Annotated in this window: 13 protein-coding genes and 1 rRNA gene; 5 read left to right on the top strand and 9 right to left on the bottom strand. The window is 72.1% G+C overall.

From position 1 onward, the window contains the following. Nucleotides 1-13 precede the first annotated feature (13 nt). From ABD785_RS10975 to ABD785_RS10965, 3 genes are all read left to right on the top strand, one after another. A complete protein-coding gene (locus tag ABD785_RS10975; protein ID WP_344825682.1) occupies nt 14-1,258 on the top strand; it encodes an MFS transporter in 1,245 nt (414 codons plus the stop codon). A gap of 34 nt (nt 1,259-1,292) precedes the next feature. Then, nucleotides 1,293-1,685 carry a SigE family RNA polymerase sigma factor gene (locus ABD785_RS10970; protein WP_344825679.1) on the top strand — a complete coding sequence of 131 codons (393 nt, stop codon included), beginning with the start codon at nt 1,293-1,295 and terminating at the stop codon, nt 1,683-1,685. A 120-nt stretch (nt 1,686-1,805) separates the two neighbouring features. After that, nucleotides 1,806-2,387 carry a suppressor of fused domain protein gene (locus tag ABD785_RS10965; protein ID WP_344825676.1) on the top strand — a complete coding sequence of 194 codons (582 nt, stop codon included), beginning with the start codon at nt 1,806-1,808 and terminating at the stop codon, nt 2,385-2,387. Between the two features lie 7 nt (nt 2,388-2,394). On the opposite strand, the gene ABD785_RS10960 is transcribed toward ABD785_RS10965, so the two are convergent. The 5 genes from ABD785_RS10960 to ABD785_RS10940 all read right to left on the bottom strand — a co-directional run bounded on the left by ABD785_RS10960 (nt 2,395) and on the right by ABD785_RS10940 (nt 8,281). After that, complete coding sequence (locus tag ABD785_RS10960; RefSeq protein WP_344825673.1) at nt 2,395-3,555, bottom strand: damage-control phosphatase ARMT1 family protein; 1,161 nt, start codon at nt 3,553-3,555, stop codon at nt 2,395-2,397. After that, nucleotides 3,555-4,046, bottom strand: a complete 492-nt coding sequence (locus ABD785_RS10955; RefSeq protein WP_344827074.1) for a DUF1877 family protein — start codon at nt 4,044-4,046, stop codon at nt 3,555-3,557. Before ABD785_RS10955 ends, ABD785_RS10960 begins: the two co-directional genes overlap by 1 nt. Before the next feature lie 2 nt (nt 4,047-4,048). Continuing rightward, entirely contained in the window at nt 4,049-4,693 is a 645-nt protein-coding gene (locus tag ABD785_RS10950; protein WP_344825671.1) for a formylglycine-generating enzyme family protein, read from the bottom strand. 121 nt (nt 4,694-4,814) lie between these two features. After that, nucleotides 4,815-5,864, bottom strand: coding sequence for a LacI family DNA-binding transcriptional regulator (locus ABD785_RS10945; protein ID WP_344825668.1), 1,050 nt, complete (start codon nt 5,862-5,864; stop codon nt 4,815-4,817). Continuing rightward, entirely contained in the window at nt 5,861-8,281 is a 2,421-nt protein-coding gene (locus tag ABD785_RS10940) for a glycoside hydrolase family 2 protein (RefSeq protein WP_344825665.1), read from the bottom strand. The genes ABD785_RS10945 and ABD785_RS10940 overlap by 4 nt, the downstream gene beginning before the upstream one ends. 138 nt (nt 8,282-8,419) lie before the next feature. On the opposite strand from ABD785_RS10940, the gene ABD785_RS10935 reads away from it, so the two are divergent. Both ABD785_RS10935 and ABD785_RS10930 read left to right on the top strand, forming a co-directional pair. Continuing rightward, entirely contained in the window at nt 8,420-8,983 is a 564-nt protein-coding gene (locus tag ABD785_RS10935; RefSeq protein WP_344825662.1) for a DoxX family protein, read from the top strand. A gap of 31 nt (nt 8,984-9,014) precedes the next feature. Continuing rightward, nucleotides 9,015-11,066: a serine/threonine-protein kinase gene (locus tag ABD785_RS10930; RefSeq protein ID WP_344827070.1), complete on the top strand. Its 2,052-nt coding sequence runs from the start codon at nt 9,015-9,017 to the stop codon at nt 11,064-11,066. 23 nt (nt 11,067-11,089) lie between these two features. On the opposite strand, the gene ABD785_RS10925 is transcribed toward ABD785_RS10930, so the two are convergent. From ABD785_RS10925 to rrf, 4 genes are all read right to left on the bottom strand, one after another. Beyond that, nucleotides 11,090-11,866 (bottom strand): ABC transporter ATP-binding protein, encoded by a 777-nt coding sequence (locus tag ABD785_RS10925; RefSeq protein ID WP_344825659.1) that lies wholly within the window; start codon nt 11,864-11,866, stop codon nt 11,090-11,092. Continuing rightward, on the bottom strand, nt 11,863-12,828 hold the full coding sequence (gene ntrB, locus ABD785_RS10920) for a nitrate ABC transporter permease (RefSeq protein WP_344825657.1): 966 nt from the start codon (nt 12,826-12,828) through the stop codon (nt 11,863-11,865). Before ntrB ends, ABD785_RS10925 begins: the two co-directional genes overlap by 4 nt. Next, nucleotides 12,825-14,045, bottom strand: coding sequence for a CmpA/NrtA family ABC transporter substrate-binding protein (locus ABD785_RS10915; protein WP_344825655.1), 1,221 nt, complete (start codon nt 14,043-14,045; stop codon nt 12,825-12,827). Before ABD785_RS10915 ends, ntrB begins: the two co-directional genes overlap by 4 nt. A gap of 219 nt (nt 14,046-14,264) precedes the next feature. Next, nucleotides 14,265-14,381, bottom strand: a 5S ribosomal RNA gene (gene rrf / locus ABD785_RS10910). Nucleotides 14,382-14,525 lie beyond the last annotated feature (144 nt).

The following is a 14,525-nucleotide window of genomic DNA, read 5'->3' as shown; positions in this document are numbered from 1 at the left end:
GGTTCGGCCGTAGGTGTACGTCGGGCGTGGGGTCCTCAGGGGGCTCGCGGGGCACGGCCGGGGGCTCGTGGCCGGGAACGCCGTCGTGGGAAACGTCGTCGTGGGAAACGTCGTCGCGCTCGGGGCCGTCAGCCTCGTCACCGACGTCTCCTCGGAGATGGTCACGGCGGTGCTGCCGGTCTACCTGGTGGCCGGGCTCGGGCTGTCGCCGCTGGCGTTCGGGTTCCTGGACGGCCTGTACGGCGGGGTCACCGCGTTCGTGCGGCTGGCCGCCGGGCTCGGCGCCGACCGGTGGCAGCGGCACAAGCTCGTCGCGGGGCTCGGGTACGGGCTGTCGGCGGCCTGCAAGCCGCTGCTGCTCACGGTCGCGACCGTGCCCGGCATCGCCGCGGTGCTGGCCCTCGACCGGACCGGCAAGGGGATCAGGACCGCCCCGCGCGACGCGCTGATCTCGCTGTCCAGCCCGGTAGGCGCCCAGGGCGCGGCGTTCGGGCTGCACCGGGCGATGGACACGGCCGGGGCGCTGCTCGGGCCGCTCGCGGCGTTCGCGATCCTGGCCGTGGCTCCGGGCGGCTATCCGGCGGTCTTCCAGGTCAGCGCCTGTGTCGCGGTCTTCGCCGTGCTGATGCTCGCGCTGCTGGTGCGGGGCCGCGCGAGCGCGCTGCCCCGGCCGTCGTTCCGCGGGGTGGTGCGGTCGCCGGGGTTCGGCCGGATCGGTGTCCTCGCGTTCGCGCTGGGCGCGGTGACCCTCAGCGATCCGTTCGTCTACCTGCTGCTCCAGGACCGGCTCGACCTGCCGGTGCGGCTGTTCCCGCTGCTGCCGGTGGGGAGCGCCGCCGCCTTCCTGGTGCTGGCGGTGCCGCTGGGGCGGGCGGCCGACCGGTGGGGGCGGCGCCGGGTCTTCCTGGCCGGTCATGCCGCGCTGCTGCTGGTCTACGGGCTGCTGCTGTCGCCGGTCACCGGCGGGGCGCTGGTCGTGGCGGTGCTGCTGGCCCACGGCGCGTTCTACGCGGCCACCGACGGCGTCCTCATGGCGCTCGCCGGGCCGCTGCTGCCCGAGGGCGGCAGGGCGGGCGGGCTGGCCGTGCTCCAGACCGCGCAGGCCGCGGCGCGGTTCGTGTGTTCGCTGGCCTTCGGCGCCGCCTGGTCGTGGTGGGGTCCCGGCCCCGCCCTCGCGGCGCTCGCCGTGCTGCTGCCGATCGTCCTCGGCGCGGCGGTCGCCGCCGGCGGGCAACCATCGGGACGGGCCGCGGTGTAGTAGTCCTGGACGCAGACCAGGGAGGGACGGATCGGTGCGCGAGAGTCCCGAGTTCACGCGGTACGCGGCGGAACGTTCGCCGCGCCTCTACCGGACCGCCTATCTGCTCTGCCGGAACTCCGCCCAGGCCGAGGACCTGCTGCAGATCACCCTGGTGAAGGCGTGGCGGGCGTGGCGGCGGATCGAGGGAGACCCGGACGCCTGCGTCTACCGGATCCTGGTCAACGCGCACGTGTCGTCGACGCGCAAGCTGTGGCGGCGCGAGGTGCCGACCGACTCCCCTCCCGAGCTTCCGGGCGAGGACGAGCTGCGGCATCTCGACACCCGTGCCGCCCTGCTCGACTCCCTCGGCCGGCTCCCGAAGGTCCAGCGGGCCGTGATCGTGCTGCGGTTCTTCGAGGAGAGGACTACACCGCCGCCCACCTGATCACTCTGGCGAACCACGCGACGCCCCAGGGCACCTGGGCCCTGACCGTCTACAGGGCCCCCTGACCTCCCCTGCCCAGGGAAAGGTCATCGGGTCCATGGGCGTGAAAGCATGGCGGGCATGTCCGAGAGCGCGCCGATCGATGCGGTGGAAGAGCATGTCCAGGCCTACTTCGCCGACCACGGGGTCGCGTCGGAGCCCTACGATCTGGGGCACAACCGGCGGCACAAGATTCCGGGGCTGCGGATCATCACGGTGTCGCCCGGGCCTCTCGCTGACACCTGGACCTATGTCACCGCGGGGTGCTCCACCTCGGTGCCCGGTCAGGAGCCCGGGCTGGAGTTCCTGCTGTCGGCGCCCGGACGGGAGAAGGCGTTCGCCGAGCTTCTCGCGATGATCGCCTACTATCACGCGTCGTACCGGCTGGAGCTGGCCCACAGCATGCCGCTCGGGATGCCCTGGACCGAAGGATCAAGGTGCGACCACCTTCTGACCACGCGTCCTCGGCCGCACGGGCCCGAGCTGGAGCACTGCACCCTTCCCGCCGGGCGCGCGCGTCTGCTGCGCATCCTCCCGGTGACACCGGACGAGCTCGTCTTCCGCCGGGCCAACGGCCACGAGGCCCTCGAGGCGCTCTTCGCCGAGGCCTCCCTCGCTCCCGCGGACCCGCTGCGCGCCTCGGTCGTCCGGTCCCCCGGGTGAGACCTTCTCAGGGGGAGAGCTGGAGGAGCGCGTGGGTTCCCGCGGTGCGCCAGGCGGGGCCGGTGGCGTCGAGGGCCGTCAGGGTGGCGGCCGGGACGCCGGTGAGGACGTCGGACTTGAGCGTGCGCAGGGCCGCGACCGGTGCGGGAAACGGAGCGATCGCGGTCGTGAAGGGCGTGGTGGCGGGCCAGGCGCGGTCGCCGGTGAGGCGCCGGTAGTTCAGGTCGCCCTTCATGAGGGTCAGGGTGGACGCGGCGTACTCCGCCGCCAGGTCGGCGGGGGTGTCGCGGTAGGGCTGCGGAGCGCAGTAGAAGGGGTGGGCGGAGACCCTCAGGCGCGTGCCGGCGGCGGCGCGGGTCAGGCGGGCGGCGATGTCCGCCGGTGTTCCCGGGACGGACGCCAGCCGCTGGACGCAGGCCGCGAGGTCGGACGGGGTGGCGTCGGAGACCATATAGGGCTGCGGCTTCAGGTGGAGGTGGACCTCTGCGGCGAGGCCGTGCTCCAGCAGGTGGTCGATGAGGACGAGGTCGGCCAGCAGTTCACGGCCCGCGTTGTCGGCGACCAGGACGACCCGTGCGGACGGCCCCAGCAGCGGCCAGAGGCGGGCCCGGTCGTCGCTGACGAGATCCTCGGCGCGGGCGTCGTTCCGCTCCCTCCCGATGCGGAAGCCGAGATCGGCCCGGTTCCCCCACAGCGACGCCAGCAGCTTCGCCTCCCCCCGCTCACCCGCGGGCAGTTTCTCCTGATCGGCCGGGGCCGCGAGGTCGGCCTCGAGCTCCGGATCGGTGAGCTCGGCCGACTTGAGATGCCCGAACGGATCGACGCCCCGCCACGGACCCGTCCCGAAGTAGCCCACCGCCTCCAGCAGCCGCCGGTAGAAGTACGACTCCGACCACAGGAACGGCGCCTCCGCCCAGGGACGCCCGAAGCGTTCCCGCCCCCAGCCCGCCCACAGATCGTGGTCGTGCGCCGCGCGCGGCAGCGGGCTCATCATCCCGCTCGCGACCTCTTCGAGCAGGGCGTCGAGGGCGTCCCGCTGCTCCGGGCCGTAGGGGTGGGCGTCGCGGATCCCCGCGACGAGCCGGGGCGTCCTGTCGTGCCAGACGCCCCAGGCGAAGCCCTCCGGGTCGCTGTTGAGCAGCCGGGGAGGCAGGCAGCCGTCCGGCATCAGGCGAGCCAGACCAGCATCGAGTCGCCCGCCGCGGCCGCGGCGGCGAAGAACGGCGGGAGCGGCTCGAACCAGGTGCGGCCCCAGGCGAAGGGGTCGGGATCGTCCCAGGTCATCGGGTAGATCTCGGCGGCCGTCAGCTCGGCCGGATCGAGGCCCTCGACCAGGGCGTCGTAGGTGAGCGGGGCCAGCGCCGCGGCGGCCGTCGCGACCTGGGCGGCGTCGAGGTACTTGGCCGGGCCGTAGCCCCAGTCCTCCTCGGTGAGGTCGCGCTCGCCGTAGACCACGTCGACGGGGAAGTCCGCCCGGTGCAGCAGGAAGGCGATCAGGTGCCAGGCCTGGTAGGTGGTCAGGTGGCGGGCCCGGCCGGGCGGCGGGGCCGCCTCCTCCTGGGCGTCGACGACCTCGTCGATGAGGTCCAGCGCCCACTCGGGCTCCTTGATCGCCCTGGCCAGCTCGGCGTCGGTGACGCGCAGATACTCCCCGATCATGCTCACCGGCCCAGGGTATGCGAGCGGGCCACGCGGAAGCCCAGGTCGTCGATGCGGAACGTCGGATGGCTCTTGCGCCGCGCGGAGGCCTGGCAGCTCCACGACCGGTCATGGGCCCCACCGCCGCGGAAGACCCGGTAGGGGCCGTAGACCTTCGGGTCGTAGAGGTCCCAGCACCACTCCCAGACGTTGCCGATCATGTCGTGCAGGCCCCACGCGTTGGGTTCTCTGGTCCCGGCGTCGTGGACCTCGCCGCCGGAGTTCCCCCGGTACCAGGCGATCGCGTCGAGGTCGCCGTAGCGGACCCCGGACGTCCCTGCCCGGCAGGCGTGCTCCCATTCCGCCTCGGTGGGCAGCCGGTAGCCGCCGGACGTCCCGTCGGCGGCGGTGTCCTCGGCGTCCGGGCTCGTGCCGGGCGTGTAGCAGGGGGTGAACCCCTCCGCCCGGGACAGCTCGTCACAGAACCGGACCGCGTCCAGCCACGATACCTCGGTGACCGGGACGCCCGGCTTCTGCGGCCCCGCCGGGACCTCGCCGCACACCGACAGGTACTGCTCCCTGGTCACCGGGAACGCCGCGAGCAGGAACCCCTCCACCCGCGTCCGCCTCCCGTCCAGCACGAGCTCCCCCGCGGGAATGTCGATCATGTCGTCCATCGTCGCAGAGGCCGCCGGGACGTGCGGCACGGAAAGCGCTTGACGGCCCGCCGATGACGGCCTGCCGGCCGCCGCGTCCGCGACCTCACGGATCGGTGATCGGCCGTGCGGCTCAACGGGCCCTGGCCGTGCTGCCACGGGGGACGAGGGCCGGGGTGGGCACCGGTCCCGAGCACTCGGGGCCGCCGTCGATCGCGGCCATCAGGCGGCGGGCGGCCTCCGCGCCGTAGGCGAACACGTCGTGGCTCATCGCCGACAGGGACGGGCGGGTGAGCCCGCACAGCTGGGAGTCGTCCCAGGCGATCAGCGACAGCTCGTCCGGGACGGACACCCCCATCTCCGCGGCGACCGACAGGCCCGCGACGGCCATGATGTCGTTGTCGTAGAGGATCGCCGTCGGGCGCTGCGCCGAGGCCAGCAGGGTCCGGGTCGCCCGCGCCCCCTGCTCCCCCGAGTAGTCCGTGCTCAGGCTCGGGGCCGGTTCGAGGTCCAGCTCCGCGACGACCCGGTCGAACGCCCTGGTCCTGATCCCGCTGTGCCCCAGCGCGGCGGGACCGCCGACCCTGGCCGTCCGCCGGTGGCCGAGCGCCGCCAGATACCGCACCGCCTCGGTCACCGCGGCCGCGTCGTCGGTCCACACCGAGGGGAATCCGCCGGTCAGCCCGGGATGCCCGACCGCGATCACCGGCATCCCGAGCGGCCGGAGCGCCCCGATCCGCGGGTCGTCCTCGGTGAAGTCCACCAGGATCGACCCGCGGGTCTGCCCGCTCCGCCACCACCCGTCGTGGACCGCGATCTCCTCGTCCACGGCACCGACCAGCCGTAGCAGCAGCGAGAAGGACCGCTCGGCCAGGACGCTCTCGATCCCGGCCGTGAACTCCGTGTAGAACGGCTCGAGGGCGAGCATCCGCGCGGGCCTGGCGATGACCAGCCCGACGTTCCCGGCCAGGACGGGCGACCGCGGCCCCGCCGGCCGTCCGGGCCGCCAGCCCAGCTCCCTGGCCACCTCCAGGATCCTCTCCCGGGTGGCGTCCGAGACCCCCGGCCGGTCGTTGACGGCCAGGGAGACCGCGCCCTTGGACACCCCGGCCCGCGCCGCGACCTCGGCGATGGTCACCTTGCCCTCGGGACGCGCACGGCCGGGGACGTCGGGAGGGGTCATGGCCGGGAGGCGCCTTCCGCCGCGTTGACGCTGAACACAGCGGACCTCACCGCGGCCTCGTCGACGTCCGCCCCGCCGAGGCCCGTCACGGTGACCGTCACGCTCTCCCCCGGCAGCAGCGTGGCCAGGCCCCGGTCGGCTTCGGCCCGCTCGCCGAGGCGGTCGGCCTGCACGAGCAGGTCACGGACGAACGAGCCCGCGGTGATCACGATCTCGAGGGCGCCGTCACCGGGCTTCAAGGCGAACGCCAGGTCCGCGGGCGGGTAGGCGAAGTCCTTGTCCTCGCAGCCGAGGACCACGTCGCGCAGGCCTTCCGCGTCGGCGACCAGGAACTCCCGGACCGGATCCTTGATCGTCGCCAGGCCGGCGGGGAGCGGCAGCAGCGCGACCGAGCGGGGCGGCACCGCGAACGGCAGCTCCCCGGCGCCCGCTTCGGCGCCGTCGGCGAGCAGCCTGCGCACCAGCGCCGTGCCCTCCCAGGGCTCGGGCGACTGGTTGTCGACGGCCAGGACGCGGGCGCCGTCGCGGGTCTGGAACGTCAGCAGCCGGTCGGCGTACAGGCGGCGGAGCTCGAAGTAGAGGGGCTTGGGCCGGGCGTTCCCGTCGATCGCCGCCCAGGAGGTGACCGGCCAGCAGTCGTTGAGCTGCCAGACCACGGTCCCCGCGCAGACCGGCCAGTGCGAACGCCAGTGCGCGACGCCGGTGGCGATCGCGCGGGCCTGGTTGACCTGGGTCAGGTAGTGCCAGTCGTCGAAGGCGGCGGGCTCGGTGAAGTGGTGGGCCAGGCCCCGGTCGAGCTTGCCGTTGCCGTCGGCCGCCTTCTGATGGTGCAGCATCCCCGGCGAGGACGCCGTCAGCGGCTCGTCCGAGATCGACGCCCGGACGGTGGCGAACGCGGGCGGCGCCTGCCAGCCGAACTCGGCCGCGAACCGGGGGACGTCCTCCAGATAGGCGTCGTAGTCGCGCCGGTTCCACACGTCCCAGGAGTGGGACGGGCCGTGCGCGGGATCGTTGGGGTGGTGGTCCCAGGAGCCCGACCAGGGGCTGCCCGGGCTGTAGGGGCGCGTCGGGTCGAGCTCGGCGACGATCCTCGGCAGCAGGCCGAGGTAGTAGCCCTCGCCCCAGCTGTCGCCCGCCAGGTCCTCCTCCCAGTCCCAGTCGCGGAAGCCCCACAGGTTCTCGTTGTTGCCGTTCCAGAGGACCAGGCTGGGGTGCGGGGCGAGCCGGACGACGTTCTCGCGCGCCTCGGCCTCGATCTCCCCTCGCAGCGGCCGCTCCTCGGGGTAGGCGGCGCAGGCGAACGGGAAGTCCTGCCAGACCAGCAGGCCCAGTTCGTCGCAGACGTCGTAGAAGGCGCGGTCCTCGTAGATGCCGCCGCCCCAGACCCTGACGAGGTCGACCCCGGCGTCGGCGGCCTGGGTCAGCCGGTGGCGGTACCGCTCGGGCGTGACCCGGACGGGCAGTGCGTCGTCGGGGATCCAGTTGACGCCGCGGGCGAAGACCGGCGTCCCGTTGACCTTCAGGGTGAACGCGGTCCCGTGGGCGTCCTTCGCCTGGTCGAGTTCGACCGTGCGGAAGCCGATCCGGCGTTCCCAGCGGTCCAGGACCGTGCCGCCGTCGGACAGGGTGACCGTGCAGGTGTGGAGCGGCTGTTCCCCGTAGCCGCGCGGCCACCAGAGCGCGGGCCCGGGGACCTCCAGGACCGCGACGGCCGCGGCGCCGGTGGCCGTGGTGGTCGAGGAACGCCCTCCCACCTCGACGGTGACGAGCAGCTCGCGGCCGGCGCCGGACTCCGTCCGCTCCAGGTCCAGGTGCGCCTCCACCCGCCCGGTGGTGCCCTCGACAGTCACCAGCGGCCGGACCGCCGCCAGACGGGCGGTGCTCCAGCTCTCCAGCCGGACCTCGCGCCACAGGCCGGCCGTCACCAGGGTGGGTCCCCAGTCCCAGCCGAAGGAGCACGCCATCTTCCGGATGAAGTTGAACGGCTCGGGATAGGCGTTGGGACGCGCACCGAGGGTCTCGCGCAGCCCCTCCGCCTCGGTGTAGGCCGAGGTGAACAGCACCGACAGCGCGGCGCCCGCCCGGCCCGTCACATCGAAGCGGTACGAGCGGTGCATGTTCCTGGTCCGGCCGAGCACCGCCCCGTCCAGCTCGACGGCCGCGACGGTGTCGAGGCCGTCGAAGACGAGGTCGGTGCGCTCGAACCCGTCCGGCGGCGCGGGCAGGACCGTCGTGTACCGCCAGTCCTCGCGCCCCACCCAGGCGACGCCGAGCTCGTTGGCGTCCAGATAGGGATCTTCGATCAGCCCCGCGGCCAGGAGATCCACGTGGACGCACCCCGGCACTTGCGCGGGAATCGGGCCGGAGGCGGTTCCGAGGGTCCAGCCCTCGCTCATCGGCGTGCTCTGCTTCGTCAACCCGCTGTCCCCCGGCTCGATCACTTCAGTGAAACCACTAAACGTTTAGAAAATACCCTAAACCAGACAGTGGACCGCCCTCGACCCCGGTCCGCGATAATGCGTTCCGACCGAGATGTCCGGGGAAGGATCACACCCATGCGAAGACGGCCCCTCTACGACGTGATCGCGTTGCTCGCCCGGACAGCGGTCGGCGTCGTGTTCGTCGCCCACGGCTGGCTGAAGATCCAGGACGGTCTCACCGCCACCGGCGACTCCTTCGACGCCCTGGGCGTTCCGCTCCCCGCGGCCGCGGCGACCTACGCGACCTTCACCGAGCTCCTCGGCGGTATCGCGATCATCATCGGCCTCGGGCTCCCCGTCGCCGGGACCCTGCTGTTCCTCGACATGGCGGGGGCCTTCGCCTTCGTCAGCTACGACCAGGGCCTGACCGCCCCCGACGGCTTCGAGCTCGTGCTCGTCCTCGGGTTCGCGAGCCTGCTGTTCGCCGCGGGCGGCGGTGGCCGCTACACCCTCGACCGCGCCCTGTTCCCGCGCCGCCGCGAGGAGGAGCCCGACGACAAGCCGTTCCTCCCGCCCGAGGACGACGAGCCCTTCCCGCCCGCCGACGACGACGAGACCCGCTTCCCCGAGGAGCCCCCGGCGAAGGAACTGCCGTCCGACGTGGTCGTGGCCGGACGCCCCCTCGACGACAAGGAATGACCGTATTGTCGCCTCCATGAGCGACTAGACGCTGCCCGGCTACGAGGAACTCGGCGTGCTGGGAACGGGCGCCCAGGGCCGGGTGGTGCTGGCCCGCGACACCGGCGGCCGCGAGGTCGCGGTGAAGTACCTGTCCGCCCTCGACGAGCGGGGCCTGGAGCTGTTCCGGCGCGAGGCCGAACTCCTGTCGCTGCTCGACGACCCCCATGTGGTGCGGCTCGAGCGGGTCGTCGAGGACGAGGGCCGTGCGGCGCTCGTCCTGGAGTACGTCCAGGGCGTCACCCTGCGGCGGGTGCTCGACGGCCGCGCCCAGGGGCTCGGCCCGGTCGGCGCGCTCACGGTGCTCAAGGGATCGCTGCTCGGCCTCGGCGCCGCGCACGCGGCCGGGGTCACCCACCGCGACTACAAGCCCGCGAACGTCATGGTGCCGCCCACCGGCGAGGGCAAGCTGATCGACTTCGGGGTGGCGGCGTGGACGGGAGCGGCGGGCCGCGTCGGCACCCCCGCCTACATGTCGCCCGAGCAGTGGCGGCGCGAGCCCGCGGGGCCCGCCGCCGACGTCTACGCGGCGACGTGCGTGTTCTTCGAGTGCCTGACGGGCCGGACTCCCTTCGGCGGCGACGAGTCCGCCCATCTCTCAGCGGAGCCTCCGCTCGACGACGTCCCCGAGGAACTCCGGCCCCTGATCGTCGCGGGGCTCGCCAAGGACCCCGCCGAACGTCCCGGCGACGCGGCGGCCTTCGTCGGCGAGCTCGAGACCCTGGCCGCGAGCGCCTACGGCGGTGCCTGGGAGGACCGCGGGATCGCCGCGCTCGCGGTGTTCTCCGCGGCGGCCCCGATGGCGTCGCTGCTCGCGGCGGGCGGCGGGGCCGGTGGGGCCGCGCTCGCCCCGGCCGCCACCACCCAGCTCGCCTCGACCGCGGTCAAGACGGGCGTGCTGGCCAAGATCGGCGGAACGGGCGTGGCGATCGTCGCGGGCGCCTCGGTCCTGGTCGCCGGGACGGCCGGCGTCTACGTCGCCCGCGACGACGCTCCCCGGAAGCCCGCCGTGCGGACGGCTCCCGCGGCCGTCCAGGTCGCGCTGGCCCCGGAGTCCACCGAGTACCCGGAGATCGGATTCAGAGAGGACGCCGTCGAGATCGTCAGGGTCAGCGGGCTCCCCGATCCGGCCGTCCAGGAGCGGGTCAACCAGGCGCTGCGCTCCCCCGTCGACGAGGCCCTCGCCTTCTGGCGGGCCGCGTTCGAGGACGAGCGGAGCCGGGAGGTCAGGAACAACTGGCTGACGACCCTCGCCGAGGACCGTCCCCTGCGCATGAAGGCACGGATCGCCTCACGCGGGCCGCGGATCGTCTCGGTCATGTACGACCTCACCACCCCGGCGATCCTCCAGCTCGGCGCCGTCTCCAGCCTCTACCGCTCCGTCAACGTCGACCTCGCCACCGGGCGGCTCCTCGACCAGGAGACGTTCTTCCCCACGTCCGGCGTCGCCGAGCTGTCCCGGCGCGTCCCCGCCCCCGGGAAACTGCGCGGTCCCCGGGACGAGCCGTTCCTCGGCTGGGAGACCCTCGAACACCAGGGCCTGGCCCGCAAGCCCCTGCTCGAAGCCGGGCTCCAGCTCGCCTTCACCCCGGCCGAGCTGCTCATCGGCTGGCACAGCAACCAGGGGGCGGAGGGCGCCGAACAGACCAAGAAGCTCGTGACCGTTCCGCTCGACCGGGTGGCGGACCTCCTCTCCCCCGGCGTCCTCGCCCTCGTCACCGGTACCGCCCCCGCGGCCGGCGGCACCGCGGCCACCCCTCCCCCTCCGACGGCCCGGCTGCGCGTCACGACCTTCGGCGAGGCGCCCGTCCGGGAACGGCCCGCGCCCGGTGCCCGGCGGCTCGCCTCCTACAAGGCCGGCCGCCACGACGTCCTCTGCAAGGTCGAGGGCCCCGAGGTCCGCGTCGGGGAGGCCCACAACCACTGGTGGCTCCGCACCACGACCGAGGACGGCGCCGAGGGCTACTTCTCCGCCTACTTCCTCAAGGACCACGGCGACGACGAGGCCTACGCCGACGGCGGCGTCCCGATCCCCGCCTGCTGAGCGACGGGACGCCGCGACGACGGTCAGCTGACCGAGACCCGGTCGTGCGCGAGCAGCGCCTCCAGCCTGGCCTGGATCTCCGCGTACACCGGATCCTTGACGATCGACGCCCGGTCCCGGGGACGCGCGATCGGAACGTCGATGATCTCCCTGATCGACGGTCCCGGCGGATTCGCCATGACCACGATCCGGTCGGACAGCAGGATCGCCTCGTCGAGCCCGTGGGTGACCATGAGGATGGTCTCGGTCTCGGACTCGCTCTCCCACAGATGGACGAGCTGCTCCTGGAGACGGGCCCGGGTCAGCGCGTCCAGGGCGCCGAACGGCTCGTCCAGGAGCATCGTCTTCGGCCCGACGGCGAAGGCGCGGGCGACTGCGCACCGCTGGGCCATGCCGCCGGAGACCTGGTGGGGCCGCTTGTCCCGGTGCGGCCACAGCCCGACGGCCGTCAGGTAGCGCTCGACGTGCTCGTCGACCGTCGCACGGTCCCAGTCCCTCCGCGCCGACCTGACGGCCTCCCGGACGTTGGCCCGCAGGCTCAGCCGCGGCAGCAGCGAGTAGTTCTGGAAGACCATCGCCCGGTCGGGCCCGGGACCGGTGACCGGGACCCCGTCCAGGAGGACCGTCCCCTCGTCGGCGGCGAGCAGCCCACCGACGACGTTGAGCAGCGTCGACTTCCCGCAGCCCGAGTGGCCGATGAACGAGACGAACTCGCCGTCCCCGATCTCCAGATCGATCCCGCGCAGCACGCTCTGCGCCGCGAAGGTCTTCCTGACTCCCGTGATCGTGATGGAGCTCATGTGCGCACCTCCTGGACGGCCGCCCGCCGCGCCAGGCGGAGCAGCACCGTGTCGAGCAGCAGGCCGACCACGCCGATCAGGATGATCGCAGCCTCGGTGTCGTGCAGGTTGCCGGTGTTGTAGGACTCCCAGGCGAACCCGCCGATGCCCGGCTGGGCCGAGAGCATCTCGACCGCGACCAGCACCATCCACGCCACGCCCATCGAAAGCCGCAACCCCGACACGATCGAGGGCATCGCGTTCGGCAGCAGCACATGCCGCACGTAGGTGAGCCGGCTGAACCGGAAGACCAGCGCGACGTTCTTCTGGTCGTGCGGCACCTCGGCGACCCCGGAGGCGGTGTTGAGGATGATCGGCCACAGCGCGGTGATGAAGATGACGGTGACGACCGCGTGCGGGGTGTCCTTCAGGATCGTCAGCCAGATCGGGTACCACGCCAGCGGCGAGACCGGCCGCAGCACCTGCACCAGCGGATTGAAGGTCTGCCACGCCACCTTGCTCGAACCGAGCGCCATCCCGAACGGGACGCCCACCAGCGCCGCGAGGAGGAAGCCGGTGAACACCGACTTCAGCGAGATGTAGACGCGCAGCCCGACGCCCTTGTCATTGGGGCCCAGATCGTAGAACGGGTCGGAGAGCAGCGTCTTCAACGCGCCCAGCCCATCCTTCGGCCCCGGCAGCTCCGAGGACGCCGAGGCGAAGTGCCAGCCGATCCCGAAGATCAGCAGCCCGGCGAGCGCGTATCCCAGGGTCCTGGCGGTGGAGCCGAGCACACGGAGCATCCGGCGCCGCCCCGCGGCACCCGCCCTCTCCGCCCGGGCGGTCACCACGGCGGACGGGGACTCTGACGTGCCGGAGGGGGCCGCCGGAGCGGCCTGGACATCGTCCAGGCCGGCCACGGGGACGGCCGCCTCCGTCTCCGGCGGCGCGGCGCCACCGGACGTGGAAGCGATCTTGGTCATGCGCGCACTGCCTCCTTGGACGGGTTCGCCGGATCGAACTCGCTGTCGTCGAGCTGCACCTTGAACGGCTTCATGTCGTCGTCGGGGACGGAGACGCCCTCGGCCTTGGCGACCTTGGTGTAGAGGTCCTGGAGGAAGATCGCGTCCACGATCTTCGTGTAGTCGGCCTCCGCGGGGATCAGGCCGAACCGCTTGTACTGGGCGAGGAACCACAGGCCGTGCGCCTTGCGCGGGAACGGCGTCTCGCCCTCACGGAAGAACTGCATCTGGTGTCCGGCGAAATCCTTCGCCGGAAGCCCCGCACCCAGCTCGTACTTGCCGGTCAGCCTGCCCTCGATCTCCTTCGCCGGGGCACTGACATAGCCGGGCGCTCCGATGATCTCAGCGGCCTTGACGCGGTTCCCCGGGTCGTCCAGCCATTTCTGCGCCTTGAGGATCGCAGCGACGACCTTCTCGAGCTTCGCATCGGCCGCGAACGTCTTCCCGACGACCAGGGCCTTCTCCGGATGGTTGTCCCAGATGTCCTGCGTGGCGATCGTCGTGAAGCCGATGCCCTTCTGGACGGCGACGGCGCCCCAAGGCTCACCGACGCAGTACCCCTCCATGTTGCCGACGGTCATGTTCTGCACCATCTGCGGAGGCGGAATCGTGATGATCTTCGCCTTGGAGGTGTCGGCTCCGGTCGCCTTCAACCAGTACCGCAGCCACACGTCGTGGGTACCGCCGGGGAACGTCATCGCCAGGGTCGTCGGCTTCCCGTCGAGCAGAGCCTTCGCCTTCGCGAGATCGTTGTAGCCGGCGGAGGCGAACTCCTTCTTGAGCGTGATCGCCTGGCCGTTGTTGCTCAGCACCATTGCGATCTTCAGATCGGTGGTTCCCGCTCCCGCCACGCCCGCCGCCACCGACAACGGCATGCTGAACAGGCAGTGCGCTCCGTCGATCTGGCCGTTCAGCAGATTGTCCCGTGTCGCCGCCCAGTTCGCCTGTTTGATCAGCTCGACGTCCAGGCCCTTCTCCTTGAAGAACCCCTGCTCCTTGGCGATGACCAGGGGAGCGCAGTCCGTCAGGGCGATGAAACCGAGCTTGACCTTCGGCAGCGCGTCAGCGGTCACGCCGGACTCGCCACCACAAGCCGTGAGGGTGCCCGCAAGACCAGCAGCGATCGTCGCGCCGCCACTCACCCGCAGGAACGACCTGCGTCCGAATTCGATGTCCATGCCGAGGAAGATAGGAAGCCGCAGAGACGCCGCCGTTGCGGGGCCGTCAACGCCTCGTCACCACTTGCGCATTCCTTCCAAATGACATTCGCGCGGCCTCCTGCGCACCACTTCGCCGCCCACGAACCCGGCCCCGCGACACACACCCGCCACACAGCGGCAACACACCAGAAATGCGAAAGGCCCCGGACATTTGTCCGGGGCCTTTCAGCATGTTGATTGCGGCGGTGTCCTACTCTCCCACACAGTCTCCCGTGCAGTACCATCGGCGCTGGAGGGCTTAACTTCCGGGTTCGAGATGGGACCGGGTGTCTCCCCTCCGCCAAAACCGCCGCAAGTTCCAGGGGAACTCGACGCGATAACGCGGAATTCAGTTATTTGTTGTGACGGTTGCCAGCTGTTTTCTGGGAACCGCACAGGGACGCGAGCACACAAGCAAGACTAGGTTGGGATGTGTGAGGTTAAGTCGCTCGGCCTATT

The sequence above is a fragment of the Actinocorallia longicatena genome (genome assembly GCF_039534125.1).
Lineage (GTDB): Bacteria > Actinomycetota > Actinomycetes > Streptosporangiales > Streptosporangiaceae > Actinocorallia > Actinocorallia longicatena.
This window is presented reverse-complemented; position numbering and strand designations above follow the sequence as displayed.

Excerpts from the sequence above, each read along its gene's own strand:
- ABD785_RS10965 (WP_344825676.1), top strand. The coding sequence starts at position 1,806 with ATGTCCGAGAGCGCGCCGATCGATGCGGTGGAAGAGCATGTCCAGGCC.
- ABD785_RS10960 (WP_344825673.1), bottom strand. The coding sequence starts at position 3,555 with ATGCCGGACGGCTGCCTGCCTCCCCGGCTGCTCAACAGCGACCCGGAG.
- ABD785_RS10955 (WP_344827074.1), bottom strand. The coding sequence starts at position 4,046 with ATGATCGGGGAGTATCTGCGCGTCACCGACGCCGAGCTGGCCAGGGCG.
- ABD785_RS10950 (WP_344825671.1), bottom strand. The coding sequence starts at position 4,693 with ATGATCGACATTCCCGCGGGGGAGCTCGTGCTGGACGGGAGGCGGACG.
- ABD785_RS10945 (WP_344825668.1), bottom strand. The coding sequence starts at position 5,864 with ATGACCCCTCCCGACGTCCCCGGCCGTGCGCGTCCCGAGGGCAAGGTG.
- ABD785_RS10935 (WP_344825662.1), top strand. The coding sequence starts at position 8,420 with ATGCGAAGACGGCCCCTCTACGACGTGATCGCGTTGCTCGCCCGGACA.
- ABD785_RS10925 (WP_344825659.1), bottom strand. The coding sequence starts at position 11,866 with ATGAGCTCCATCACGATCACGGGAGTCAGGAAGACCTTCGCGGCGCAG.
- ntrB (WP_344825657.1), bottom strand. The coding sequence starts at position 12,828 with ATGACCAAGATCGCTTCCACGTCCGGTGGCGCCGCGCCGCCGGAGACG.
- ABD785_RS10915 (WP_344825655.1), bottom strand. The coding sequence starts at position 14,045 with ATGGACATCGAATTCGGACGCAGGTCGTTCCTGCGGGTGAGTGGCGGC.